This is a genomic window from Brachybacterium sp. (assembly GCF_052095815.1).
GTDB lineage: Bacteria > Actinomycetota > Actinomycetes > Actinomycetales > Dermabacteraceae > Brachybacterium.
Genome location: NZ_JBQDLF010000074.1, coordinates 1 through 11,363, shown reverse-complemented (window position 1 = coordinate 11,363; position 11,363 = coordinate 1). Strand labels below are relative to the sequence as shown.

Annotated in this window: 10 protein-coding genes, 1 tRNA gene and 1 pseudogene; 9 read left to right on the top strand and 3 right to left on the bottom strand. The window is 68.9% G+C overall.

Going from position 1 to position 11,363, the window contains the following annotated elements; translation table 11 throughout:
* The 7 genes from ACTH43_RS17725 to ACTH43_RS17695 all read left to right on the top strand — a co-directional run.
* Positions 1-312, top strand: a 312-nt coding sequence (locus tag ACTH43_RS17725) for a hypothetical protein (protein WP_441446217.1), incomplete at its 5' end; no start/stop codon positions are given.
* Positions 309-632 (top strand): hypothetical protein, encoded by a 324-nt coding sequence (locus ACTH43_RS17720; protein WP_441446216.1) that lies wholly within the window; start codon positions 309-311, stop codon positions 630-632. The genes ACTH43_RS17725 and ACTH43_RS17720, both read left to right, overlap by 4 nt.
* Complete coding sequence (locus ACTH43_RS17715) at positions 629-829, top strand: hypothetical protein (RefSeq protein ID WP_441446215.1); 201 nt, start codon at positions 629-631, stop codon at positions 827-829. The genes ACTH43_RS17720 and ACTH43_RS17715 overlap by 4 nt, the downstream gene beginning before the upstream one ends.
* Positions 826-1,395 carry a hypothetical protein gene (locus tag ACTH43_RS17710; RefSeq protein ID WP_441446214.1) on the top strand — a complete coding sequence of 190 codons (570 nt, stop codon included), beginning with the start codon at positions 826-828 and terminating at the stop codon, positions 1,393-1,395. The genes ACTH43_RS17715 and ACTH43_RS17710 overlap by 4 nt, the downstream gene beginning before the upstream one ends.
* A 487-nt stretch (positions 1,396-1,882) precedes the next feature.
* Positions 1,883-2,569, top strand: coding sequence for a hypothetical protein (locus tag ACTH43_RS17705; RefSeq protein ID WP_441446213.1), 687 nt, complete (start codon positions 1,883-1,885; stop codon positions 2,567-2,569).
* Positions 2,570-2,616: 47 nt separating this feature from the next.
* A complete protein-coding gene (locus tag ACTH43_RS17700) occupies positions 2,617-3,096 on the top strand; it encodes an HNH endonuclease (protein WP_441446212.1) in 480 nt (159 codons plus the stop codon).
* Between the two features lie 235 nt (positions 3,097-3,331).
* A complete protein-coding gene (locus tag ACTH43_RS17695) occupies positions 3,332-4,714 on the top strand; it encodes a tyrosine-type recombinase/integrase (protein WP_441446211.1) in 1,383 nt (460 codons plus the stop codon).
* A 21-nt stretch (positions 4,715-4,735) separates the two neighbouring features.
* Here ACTH43_RS17695 and ACTH43_RS17690 read toward each other — a convergent pair.
* Positions 4,736-4,811: transfer RNA gene (locus ACTH43_RS17690), tRNA-Arg, on the bottom strand.
* A gap of 88 nt (positions 4,812-4,899) precedes the next feature.
* Here ACTH43_RS17690 and ACTH43_RS17685 point away from each other — a divergent pair.
* On the top strand, positions 4,900-5,340 hold the full coding sequence (locus ACTH43_RS17685) for a hypothetical protein (RefSeq protein WP_441446210.1): 441 nt from the start codon (positions 4,900-4,902) through the stop codon (positions 5,338-5,340).
* A 31-nt stretch (positions 5,341-5,371) separates the two neighbouring features.
* On the opposite strand, the gene ACTH43_RS17680 is transcribed toward ACTH43_RS17685, so the two are convergent.
* Positions 5,372-6,328 carry a DNA-formamidopyrimidine glycosylase family protein gene (locus ACTH43_RS17680; protein ID WP_441446209.1) on the bottom strand — a complete coding sequence of 319 codons (957 nt, stop codon included), beginning with the start codon at positions 6,326-6,328 and terminating at the stop codon, positions 5,372-5,374.
* Positions 6,329-6,383: 55 nt separating this feature from the next.
* On the bottom strand, positions 6,384-11,072 hold the full coding sequence (locus ACTH43_RS17675; RefSeq protein ID WP_441446208.1) for an ATP-dependent helicase: 4,689 nt from the start codon (positions 11,070-11,072) through the stop codon (positions 6,384-6,386).
* A 176-nt stretch (positions 11,073-11,248) separates the two neighbouring features.
* Here ACTH43_RS17675 and ACTH43_RS17670 point away from each other — a divergent pair.
* Positions 11,249-11,363, top strand: a pseudogene (locus ACTH43_RS17670) (superoxide dismutase); the annotation flags it as partial.

Genomic DNA, 11,363 nt, shown 5'->3' with positions numbered 1-11,363 from the left:
CTACGAGATCGCCGCCTAACTCCCACTGGTCTCATCCACCTTGACAATTTCCGCCTGCGCGGACATCTACAGGCCGTCAAGGCCGACCGTCCCTATAAGGCTGCGCTGCTGTGGGCCACAGTGCTGATCCACTGCGACACCGAGACGCTGACGTGGTGCCCGCCTTCCTACGTGGAGCTGCGCCGAGCGCTTGCCACGGGGGAGGAGGAGAAGGCGAAGAACGTGGACGTAGAAGCTGCGATCCGGCAATGCATCTCAATGGGCATCCTCACCCGTGACAGCTCCCAGGAGCGCCTGGAGTTGAGTCGATGAGCGGCACCAGGACGGTCAACATGATCGACACGGAAGCCGTCGCCTTCATGAAGAACCCCGCAGTCCACCCGGACCTGCGGATCATGCTCGCATCAATCATCTTTGCGGACTCGGAGGGGATCACGGTCCTGCGGAAAGGTCAGCTACAGGCGTGGCTGGCACATCCGGGCCGTCGGCGAGCTTCATCAGGGTTTGTCCGATCCCGGATCGACGGACTGATCGAGGCCGGAGCGCTCGCCGAGGGCAGTACGCCGACCGAGCTTCGGAGCATGGTCGCCTACGGCACCGAGGCTGAGAGCGGGGAGGGGAACGGCGCATGAGCACCACGAGGGAGAGGGAGAAGGCGATGGGGCACAAGTTCGACGAGCAGGGCAAGGCCGAGTACGCGGAGCAGATCCGCAAGCGCTGGGAGTCGGGAGTGCTGACCGGCGAGGAAGCGGTGACCCTGCTAACCATGCTGGAGCTTGCCGACGAGGACGGCAACGTCGTGCTCCCAGACGACGAGGTGAGCGTATGACAGACCAGACGAGCAGGACGGTCGCCATAACAGAGACGGCGCCGCCATGGCTCGCGACCATCGAGGACCTGACGGCGTACCGGGAGAAGCCGCGTGGACAGGAGATCGACACGAGCGTGTTCACCATGGCGGTGCTCGCTGGGAGCGGTGCACTGATGCGGGACGGCAAGGCCGTGCGCGTCACGCCCATCCCCAACCGCACCAGTATTTCGGAACGGAGCTGGTCCAAAGTCGTGATTCCCCACGCCGAGCGATCATCCAGTTCTGAGGAGCTGCCTAAGGTAATGCGAATGTGGTTCGCCGCGGTCGCTCGCTGCGATTCCGACGGTCGTGCCGATTTCGATTCCGGGGAGATGGGCGTGATCCTCGGATGCGATGCGAGAACGGTCCGGCGGACCATCGCTCAGGGCAAGCGAGCCGCACAGTTCCACGACAATTCGGACGCCCGGCATATCTACCTCGCGGGGGTTGCGAATAACCGCCCCAGCTCTCAGCGGGTAGCGAAGCGGCGGCGCATCGACGAGGCGGGCAGGAGCCTTACTGCGGCCCGCCCGAGAGCCGCCTAGACGACCTCCCATCGTTCTGACACTCTGAGTGTGATATGTCAGCAACAGGCGGACATGGCGTGCCCGTTTTTGAGGGTAAACCCGCAGGTGGGGACATAAGGTTGCGTACTCTAAACCACCCAGCTCAGTTGCAAGCCCGTAGACCTCCAGCATCGCGCCCCGGCATCCGGCATCCGGCACGCCGCCTCTACAGCGGCGTCCCCGGCACCCGGAACCCGCATCGCGCATCTGGCCCTAGAAGTCAGCGAAGAACAGAAGGGCGGCGAGGAGGAGGTGAGGGAGGCGAAGCCGACCGAACCTCCGACGAGCGGCGAAGAAGAACAGGAAGTTCAAGCCCTTCAAGGTTTAGAACCTCCTTCCTTTCAACCTTTAGCTTCGCTGACCTTCAATGAAGAACAACTAGAACACGAGGAGGATGGGAGGGAGGGCGAAGCCCGACCGACTATCCGACGAGTAGAAGAACATCACCGATAGAAAGTAGTTCACTATGACCGCCAAGAAGAACACCCAGAAGTCTCCTGTCATCCTCGCCGAGGAGTACATCAAGGAAGTCGAGTCCTCCGTCTCTGCTCTCGCCGCCGAGCTTGAACCCCTCCAGGCTGAGCATGATGTTCTCGCCGAGAAGGGACTGCTCACCCCTGCCGACCTTGACCGCCTGGACGGGCTGGAGAGCCTGATCTCCCGTCGCTCCGAGCATCTGGAGAAGCTGCGGTCCGTCACCCTGCCCGGTGCCGTCGCCGAGCTTCGGCGACTGGAGCTGCTAGACCTCGCCGCCGATGGCGTGAACGGCATCGAAGCCAAGTACGCCGAGTACCAGCGCCGGATCGCCGAGGCCGAGCAGAAGGCCGCACAGGCCCTCACGGACGCCAGGGAGGCCGCCCAGGACTGGGACCGGTTCATCGGCCACGCACTCACCGCCGCACAGCAGGCCGGGCAGGAGCAGAGCAACCCCACCGACCCCGACCACCCTGTGCGCGTCACCATCGGCACGCTGTACCCGGAGAAGAACAAGCCGACCCACCTCATCGTTGACGGGCGGACCTACCAGGCCGTGAGCATCGGCGGTGTTGTCCGCGTCGTGGCGGCAAAGGCTGACCCCGACATCGCCGAGCTGATCCGTCTCGGTGCTGAGGAAATGACCTACTCCGAGGTCCGCCGGGGTCGCTGGTCCTGATGAGCTACCACTGGGACACCCATAAGGGCTGCACGAGGTGCGGCATCGTGAAGCCGCTCCCGGAGTTCGTACGGTCCAAGGTCACCAGGAGCGGCTATCTCGGCCACTGTCGGCAGTGCGAGCGAGCGCGCGTGCGACAGTGGCGAGCCGAGAACCGCGGAAGGGACTCTGAGCGCCGACGGGCATACCGGGTAGCGCACATCGAGCGGGAACGGGAACGCGTGCAGAAATGGCATGCCGAGAACCCGGAACGGATCAGGGCGAACGCATGGGCGAGCAACTACCGCACGCGGGCGGTGCAGTATGGCTATGAGCCCGTCGTGGTGCCGTTCGCTCGCGAGGAGCTGATCGACGTCTACGGCGACGCCTGCTACCACTGTGGCGACGAGTGGACCGAGCTGGACCACTGGCCCGTTGCCGTCGCCGAGGGCGGCGAGCACAGGCTGGAGAACGTCGTGCCGAGCTGCGCCCCCTGCAACAGCGCTGGAGCCGTGGAGATTCGGAAGCGCCGCCGTCAAGCCGCATGATCTGACCCCCGTCTCTGGCATCTCGCCGGGGACGGGGGTCTTTCTTGTTGTCGAGTGAACAAAAGGCCATTAAGACCCGTACGGGAATGTCCCGGCTGAGACCAGCGGGGGGACTTGCGTACATGTCTAGGGGTCGCCCCCCACCCCTTCCCCCTGGTGTCGGCGGGCCTGTTGACCTGCAACGGTATCGGTCTGAGACCTTGCTATTCGTTGGCTCGCGCCGTACTCTCGGGGCATGGCAAAGAACAGACTTGCGGCAGGCGAGGTTGGCGCGGTGCAGGTGACCGCGTACGACAAGGACGGCAACAAAGATGCGACGGGCAGGGCCATCTCCTACTACATCGCCAACACCAGGTACGGCGCACTGGACGGTGGGCGTCCGGTCCGCGTGCAGGCCCGTGGCCGGAACCGTTCCGTTGCTGAGGATGCGGTGAAGCGCAAGGCACGGGAACAGTACGCCGCCAGGCTGGAGGCTATGGGGGCGAAGGATGCAACCATGTCGATCCCGTCCACCTGGGACGGTTTCGGCGCTCTGCACCTTGCATGGATCGAGTCGGATGACTCGGACTATTCCGATGCCACAGTCCGCGTCTACTCCGATGCGATGCGCAATCGGGTGCTCGCTGCGGGCCACAAGTTCAACGGGCGCGAGCTTTCCTCGCTGGCACACCTGGAGCTGCGGGAGTGGTTGCAGGGCATCGCCAACGATCACGGCAACGGCGCGGCGCACAGTGTGAAGTCAGTAGTTGGCGGCATGTTCAAGCGCGCCGTTGGCTACGGCATCGTCTCCGCCCCCGGCCCGATGGCTGGCATGGGTGCAGTGAAGCGCTCACGCCGCACTGAGGCGAAGGTGAAGACGGAGACGGAGCGCAAGGCGCTGGAGGATGGCAAGGTGCTGCGCGAGAGGGACACTGACCGGGCTCTCACCGCTGAGGATCAGGAGCGGGTGCTCTCCTTCATCGAGAAGGACAGGCGGACCAACGACAACGACACTGCCGACCTGATCCGCTTCATGCTCGGCACCGGTGTTCGCATCGGCGAGGCACTGGCGCTCCGCTGGGAGGACGTGAAGCTCGCCGGGAAGTCTCCGCACGTGAGCATCGGCGGCACGCTGGGCCGCGTCAAGGGGGAGGGCATCGTGCGTCAGCCGTGGACAAAGACCACCAGGAGTGCTCGCAACGTCTTCATTCCCTCCGACACTGCCGACCTGCTGCGCGAGCGCCACGCCCGCATGACCAAGGTGGGGCACGAGAAGCCGCTCCCCATGTCGGAGGACGGCGCGGTGTTCCCGTCCATCAACGGCACCTGGAGGGACCAGAGCAACGTCAACGATGCGATGCGGCATGTCTTTGATCACGAGGACGTGAGCGTGCCGTGGGCCACAACCCACACGTTCCGTAAGACGGTGGTCACCGATCTCCTCGACGCTGGCATGTCGCCGAACCAGGTCGCCGCTCACGTCGGCCACGAGGATGCATCGTTCACCCTCCGCACCTATGCGGACTCTGTGACCGCACCGAAGGATGCCGGGAACGTGCTCCAGATGCTTCGGGACGGGCGGAAAAAGCCAACGAATGAGCCAACCGTGCCGAAAGCTCGGCATCTTCGTGCAGTCTGATCGAGCGTAATGCCTGGTCAGTGGTGCCCCCAGCAGGACTCGAACCTGCAACCTACGGATTAGAAGGCCGTTGCTCTATCCATTGAGCTATGGAGGCTGACGGCGGATGAGTCTACCGAGGATCCGGCCCTCCCATCGTGCGGACCGGCCCCCGGCACCGATGGAGGTGATGCTTCTCTGAGTCCATGGTTCCTGACTCCGCCCGTTCCCGTCATCGTCAGCTGCGCGCCGCTGCGGTCCTGATCCTGATGCAGGGCATCCTCATGGAGGCCACGGTGTTCCTCGGAGTCCTGTGCCTGCTCGCACTCGACATCCCCCCGGAGGTGATCACCGAGCGTACTGAGATCTTCGCCCTCGGCTACCTCCAGGAGAATCTCTACCCGATGATGCTGCTCAGCGGCGTGTTCGCGGTGCTGCGGATCCTCGGCGCGGTAGCGCTGTGGCGGAACCGGCTTTGGGGCCTCGCTCTGTCACTCATGATGTGCCTGGTCACCTTGGTGCTGATGGTCTTCCTGCTGCCCCCGGGGATCGACGATGGGATTCTCTCGGGTGCGGCGCTGGTGCTGATCCTGCGCGGCTGGCTCGGGACGGACGGGGCGGGGCAGCCTCGGCGGATCCTCTCCTGAGCGGCGAGGGCTACCTGCTACTCGCTACTCGCTACTCGCTACCCGCCCACCGGCGCCGACCGCCCCGAGCGCCGGTGTCCTGCCGCCGCCCTCCCGGTAGACGCCCTCCCGGTAGCGGAGCGCCGGGACCGGCCTGGCACCGCGGGCAGAACCACAGCACCCGCGCCTCCGCCCCCTCCAGCCTCGGGTCAGCGAGGTCCCCTCGCTCGATCCGGGCGCGGCAGCGGCGGCACTGCTTCCCGCCGCGTCCGTAGACCCACAGGTCCCCGTCCCGGCCCAGCATCCCGCCGGTGGTGACCCGCACCGAACGGGCCTGGTTCAGCACCAGGAGCCGACGTGCGAGATCAACGAACTCGCCGAGGTCGCCCGCGGCACCGGTCGGGGCGGCGGGGTGGACACGGCGCAGGAAGCAAAGCTCGCTGCGGTAGATGTTGCCGATGCCGGCGAGGTTGCGCTGATCGAGCAGCCCGAGCCCGATCGGGCGTTCGGGGTCCGCAGCCAGGTTCACGATGGCGCGGTCGCGCAGCCCTGCGTCCTCGTCCCACGTGGGATCCAGGAGATCCGGGCCGAGATGGCCCACGAGCGAATCCTCGTCGGCGGTGCGCACCAGGCGCACCTGCTTGACGTCGTAGGCGATCGCACGGGCCTCGCGGCCGTCCTCGTGCTGGGCGGTGAGCAGCACGCGGATCGTGTCCGCAGGTCGGGGCCCGGCACTGGTGTCGCTCGAGCGCAGGGCTTTCCCGTTCACGTGCCAGATCCCGTCCATCATGAGGTGGGTGTGCAGGGTCAGCGGCGCCGGTCCCGGGACCGGTGGCAGCAGCCGCATCAGCAGGTGCTTGCCACGTGGCCGCACCTCGTGCACACGCCAGCCGACGAGGTCGGCGGTCGCGGAGCGCGGGACCCGGAGATCACATGTGGTCAGGACCGCCCCGGCGAGGGCGTCATGCAGAATCCGGCACTGCCGGGCGACGGTGTCACCTTCGGGCATCAGCAGTCCCTCTCAGGCATCAGCAGATGTCCTACCATCAGCAGACTTCCCGGCATCAGCGATCGCCCGCCCTGAGCCGGATCGAGCGCGGCGAGCGGTAGCTGCCGCCCGCCACGAGCGCCTCACCGATCGAGGTGACCGCGGCGGCGTCGATCGGGTGGCCGTTGATCCGTTCGAGCCGCAGCTGCGGCAGGCGGGAGTCCTCGGCGATCGCCCGCACCAGCTGTGCGGCGAGCCCCTGGGTCGCCGAGTCGTCGGCCCACCACAGCAGGTGCTTGCCGCCCTTGTCGACGAAGGCTGCTACCTGCCCGTCGGCCAGCAGCACGAGCGCCCCGGCGCGACGGGCGGGGCGGGCGGTCGCGCCATCGGGCGGCGGGATCGTGAGCGGAGGCCAGGGGAGCGCCGCACCGTAGGGGTTCGCGGGGTCGGTCGCGGCGAGTGCGACGCAGAGGGCGTCGGCCGACGGGCCGCTCTCTCCTTCCTCGCCGCCTCGTCCCGTCTCCGCCTCTCGGTCCCGGTCGCGCAGACGGTCCACCGCCTCGACAGGCGCGAACTGCGAGGCGCCGAGCCCGTCGATGAAGTAGCCGCGGCGGCAGGCACCGTTCTCCTCGAGCGCTCCGAGCACGCGGTACACCGCGGCGAAACCGCCGGGGACGTCCTCGACGTCCATCGCCCCGCGGGTGACCACCCCGTGCCGGTCCAGCAGCAGCGTCGCGATCGCCGCGGCCCGAGCTGAGGGGTCCACGCCCTCGACCCGCACGGCGGACCAGCGCCCCGCGCCGACGGGACCGGCCACGAGCTCGGAGACCGAGCTAGCGCCCTGACGCAGCATCGCGGCCGACAGCCGTGCCGCCCCGCGCCGGGTGAGCGGACGGGAGCGTCCCGCGCCGCGCGCCGCGGACTTCGGGGCCGAGCCGCGGCCATAGCTGCGCAGCGCCTCGAAGGAATCGTTGGTGATCAGGGCACGGAAGGCCAGGTCCCACAGCGCTTCGTGCACCGCGGCGGGCTCGAGCGCCTGGCCCTGGTCCGCGAGCGCGGTGAGGATCTCCCCGTGCCGCAGCGCCCCGGGTGTGCCGCGCAGCAGCGCGAGGATCCGGGCTGCGGGGGAGCCGTCTGCGAGATCCGCCGCGGCCTCCTCGAGCGCGGTCGCGTCCAGGCCCAGCGGCAGAGCGTCAGCGAGATGGAGCCGGATCCAGGCGTCGTCCCCGCCGAGTCGGCCGTGCCCGGTCCACACCAGCTCTCCGGAGGCGAAGGCCGCGTCGAGCATCGCGGGGGTGATCTCCGGCAGCCGCGCCGGCAGCACCTGGGACTCCCAGGCCGACAGCGGCAGGGACACCCCGGTGAGCTGGTCGATCACCGAGAGCAGGCCGTCCCGGCCGCGCCAGTGCGCACTCTCCCGTCGGCCGTCGGGCCGTCGACCCGCCAGGTGCTGCCACTGCCCGAGGAACTGTGCGTAGACGGGACCGGGCACCGGCGCGATCTCGCGCCGCGAGGCGGCGAGGCTCGCCCGACGGATGCGCCGCAGCACCTCCGCATCGACCCATTCCTCGCCCTCGCGGCCAGGCGTGAACTCGCCCTGCTGCAGCGCCCGTTCGGAGGCGAGCTGCTCGAGGGCGCTGCGCGCGACACCAGGAGCCAGGCCGAAGACGTCAACCGGCTCGCCGGCGAGGAACGGCCCGCGGCCGCGCGCCCAGCGGGAGAGCAGCTGCGCGACGGCCCGATCCACGGGGGCGAGATGGGCCTGCGGAATGCCAGGCGGCAGCGCGGTGCCGAGCGCGTCACGCAGCAGCCCTGCGTCCTCGACCGCGGCGAGATGCTCCGCCCCGGCCAGGCGCACCGTGATGATCCGCCGGGCATCCCGCAGCTCGTCGAGCGCGGCCCCCAGATCGAGGCCCTCGGCGCTGCGCTCGGCGAGCTGGGTGCGGGTGAGCGGGCCGAGGCGCCGCAGCGTGTCGGCGATCTGCTCGGTGCCATGGAGGGCACGCTCGGCGGTGAGGCCCTGCAGGCGCTGCTCCACCTCGGCGATCACCTCGGCATCCAGCAGCTCGCGCAGGCTCACCGTGCCCAGCAGCTCCGCGAGCAGCGACTGGTCCAGGGCGAGTGCGGCGGTGCGGCGCTCGGCCAGCGGTGCGTCGGCGTCGTAGATGAACTGGGCGAGATAGCCGAACAGGAGCGAGCGCGCGAAGGGCGAGGGGGAGGGGGTCTCGACCTCGCGCACCTCCACCCGGCGCCCGCCGATCTGCCCCATGAGCTCCACCAGGGCGGGCAGGTCGTAGACGTCCTGCAGGCACTCGCGCGCCGCCTCGAGCATAATCGGGAAGTCCGGGTGCGGCCGCGCCACCTCGAGCAGGTGGGCGGAGCGCTGCCGCTGCTGCCACAGCGGCGCGCGCTGGTTCGGATCCCGCCGCGGCAACAGCAGGGCACGGGCCGCGCACTCGCGGAACCGGGCCGCGAACAGGGCGGAGGAGCCCACCAGACGGCGCACCTCCTCCTCGATCTCCTCCGGAGTGAACACGAACAGGTCCGCGCCGGGCGGCTCCTCACCGTGGGGAATGCGCAGCACGATCCCGTCATCGGCCGCCATCACCTGGCCGTCCAGGCCGTACCGCTCCTCCACCCGGGCACCGACCGCGAGCGCCCAGGGACCGGTGATCCGCTGCCCGTAGGCGCAGTGCAGCACCACCCGCCAGTCGCCGAGCTCGTCGAGGAACCGCTCGACGACGAGCTGCTGCGGCCCGGGAACCACGCCGGTGACCTGCTGCTGCTCGGCCAGGTGGTCCAGCAGCACGGTGCGGGCGTTCTCATCGAGGCCGAGCGCGGCCAGGCGGGCAGCGGCGTCGGTGCGGTCGGCTCCGGCGAGCTCCGCCTGCGCCGTCGCGATCGCTCGGCCGAGGCTCGCCGGGCGCCCGTCGCCGTCGCCATGCCAGAAGGGGATCCGCCCGCTCATGCCGAAGGCGGGGGAGACGGTGACGCGCGAAGCGGTGATCTCCTCGATCCGCCAGCTCGTGGTGCCCAGCGTGATCACATCCCCGCGACGGGACTCGTAGACCATCTCCTCGTCCAGCTCGCCCACCCGCCGCGGCTGCGAATCGTCCTCGCTCGCGACCAGATGCACCGGGTACAGGCCGCGGTCGGGGATCGTGCCGCCGCTGGTGACCGCGAGGCGCTGGGCGCCGGGACGGCCCGACAGGGTCCCGGTCTCGTGGTCGTGCACGAGCCGCGGCCGGAGCTCGGAGAAGTCGGTGGAGGGATAGCGGCCGGCCAGCAGATCGATGGTCTGGTCGAAGGCGGAGCGGGGCAGCGCCCGGTAGGGATGCGCGGTGCGGATCAGGTCGAACCAGTCCTCGACCTGCAGATCATCCATCGCGGCGGCCGAGACGGTGTGCTGGGCGAGCACGTCCAGAGCGTTGCGCGGCACGGAGAGCGGCTCGATCCTGCCCGCGACCGCCTCCTGCACCGCGACGGCGGAGCGCAGCACATCTGCGGCGTGCAACGGATGCAGGGAACCGTGGGAGACCGCACCGACGTCATGTCCCGCGCGACCCACCCGCTGCAGCAGGCTCGAGACGGACATCGGCGCGGCGACCTGCAGGACCAGGTCCACCGCGCCCATGTCGATCCCGAGCTCGAGCGACGAGGTCGCGACCACGCAGCGCAGCGTCCCGGACTTCAGCTGCTCCTCGATCCCAGCGCGCACCTCCTTGGACATCGAGCCGTGATGGGCGCGGGCGATGTCCTCGAGCTCATCTCCAGCAGGCTCCGGGGCTCCATCGGCGGCGGACCGCCGCGCGTGCAGGCGGTTGAGCTTGCCGGTCAGGCGCTCAGCCTGGCTGCGGGAGTTCGTGAAGACGATGGTCGAACGATGTGCGAGGACCTCCTCGAGCACGGCACGTTCGACATGCGGCCAGATGGTGCCGGACACGTCCTCGTCGTCGACCGCATCGGCGGGAGGCTCGATCGCCTGCAGATCGCGCACCGGGAGCGTCACGGTGATGTCCCAGCGCTTGGTCGACTCCGGTCTCACCACGGTCACCTCGCGGACACGGCCGGAGCCGGTGAGGAAATCGGCGACCTCCTGGACCGGTTCGACGGTGGCGGAGAGCCCGATGCGCTGGGCAGGCGCCTCGAGCAGCGCATCGAGCCGGGCCAGCGACAGTGCGAGGTGCACGCCCCGCTTCGTCCCCGCGACCGCATGCACCTCGTCGAGGATCACCGTGTCCACCCCGCGGAGCGTCTCGCGCGCCTGGGAGGTGAGCATCAGGAACAGTGACTCGGGAGTGGTGATCAGGATCTCCGGGGGATGGGAGATCAGCCGCCGACGCTCGGCGGCCGGCGTGTCCCCGGTGCGCACGCCCACGTTGATCGCGGAGCGGGGCGTTCCCAGCCGCTCCGCCGCCCGTGCCGTGCCCACCAGGGGCGAGGTCAGGTTCCGCTCGACATCGACGCCGAGGGCCTTCAAGGGGGAGAGGTACAGGACCCGGGTGAGGCCGCGCCCGGATCCGGTATTCGCAGCAATGGTCGGCTGCCGTTCGGCGCGTGACGTCGCCAGGCGATCGATCGCGGTGAGGAAGGCGGCGAGAGTCTTGCCCGAGCCGGTCGGTGCGACGACCAGCGTGTCATCACCGCGCTCGATCGCCTCCCACGCAGCCGACTGCGCTGGGGTGGGCGACTCGAACGACTCGGCGAACCACGTCGCGGTGGCAGCAGAGAAGAACGAGGGGAGAGCGCGGCGAGACAGGGCCATTGACCCATTGTGGCCCGCAGGGCCCACACGCCGCCGCGCGTCGGCCGTACTCCGTGCTGGGGAAGAGGCGGATGCTGGCGACCCTGCCAACTCGCAGTCCATCGTGGCAGGATGGATGGCACGGCGGGTCCCGCACCAGCTGGCCCCGCGCACCACACGACGAAGGGATGATCCACATGGCGGAGTACACGCTTCCTGATCTCGATTACGACTACGGCGCGCTGGATCCCTCGATTTCGGGCAGGATCATGGAGCTGCACCACTCCAAGCACCACGCGACCTACGTCAAGG

What these genes read in the sequence shown, in the direction of transcription:
- ACTH43_RS17720 (WP_441446216.1), top strand. Translation starts at nt 309, where the DNA reads ATGAGCGGCACCAGGACGGTCAACATGATCGACACGGAAGCCGTCGCC.
- ACTH43_RS17715 (WP_441446215.1), top strand. Translation starts at nt 629, where the DNA reads ATGAGCACCACGAGGGAGAGGGAGAAGGCGATGGGGCACAAGTTCGAC.
- ACTH43_RS17710 (WP_441446214.1), top strand. Translation starts at nt 826, where the DNA reads ATGACAGACCAGACGAGCAGGACGGTCGCCATAACAGAGACGGCGCCG.
- ACTH43_RS17705 (WP_441446213.1), top strand. Translation starts at nt 1,883, where the DNA reads ATGACCGCCAAGAAGAACACCCAGAAGTCTCCTGTCATCCTCGCCGAG.
- ACTH43_RS17695 (WP_441446211.1), top strand. Translation starts at nt 3,332, where the DNA reads ATGGCAAAGAACAGACTTGCGGCAGGCGAGGTTGGCGCGGTGCAGGTG.
- ACTH43_RS17685 (WP_441446210.1), top strand. Translation starts at nt 4,900, where the DNA reads ATGGTTCCTGACTCCGCCCGTTCCCGTCATCGTCAGCTGCGCGCCGCT.
- ACTH43_RS17680 (WP_441446209.1), bottom strand. Translation starts at nt 6,328, where the DNA reads ATGCCCGAAGGTGACACCGTCGCCCGGCAGTGCCGGATTCTGCATGAC.
- ACTH43_RS17675 (WP_441446208.1), bottom strand. Translation starts at nt 11,072, where the DNA reads ATGGCCCTGTCTCGCCGCGCTCTCCCCTCGTTCTTCTCTGCTGCCACC.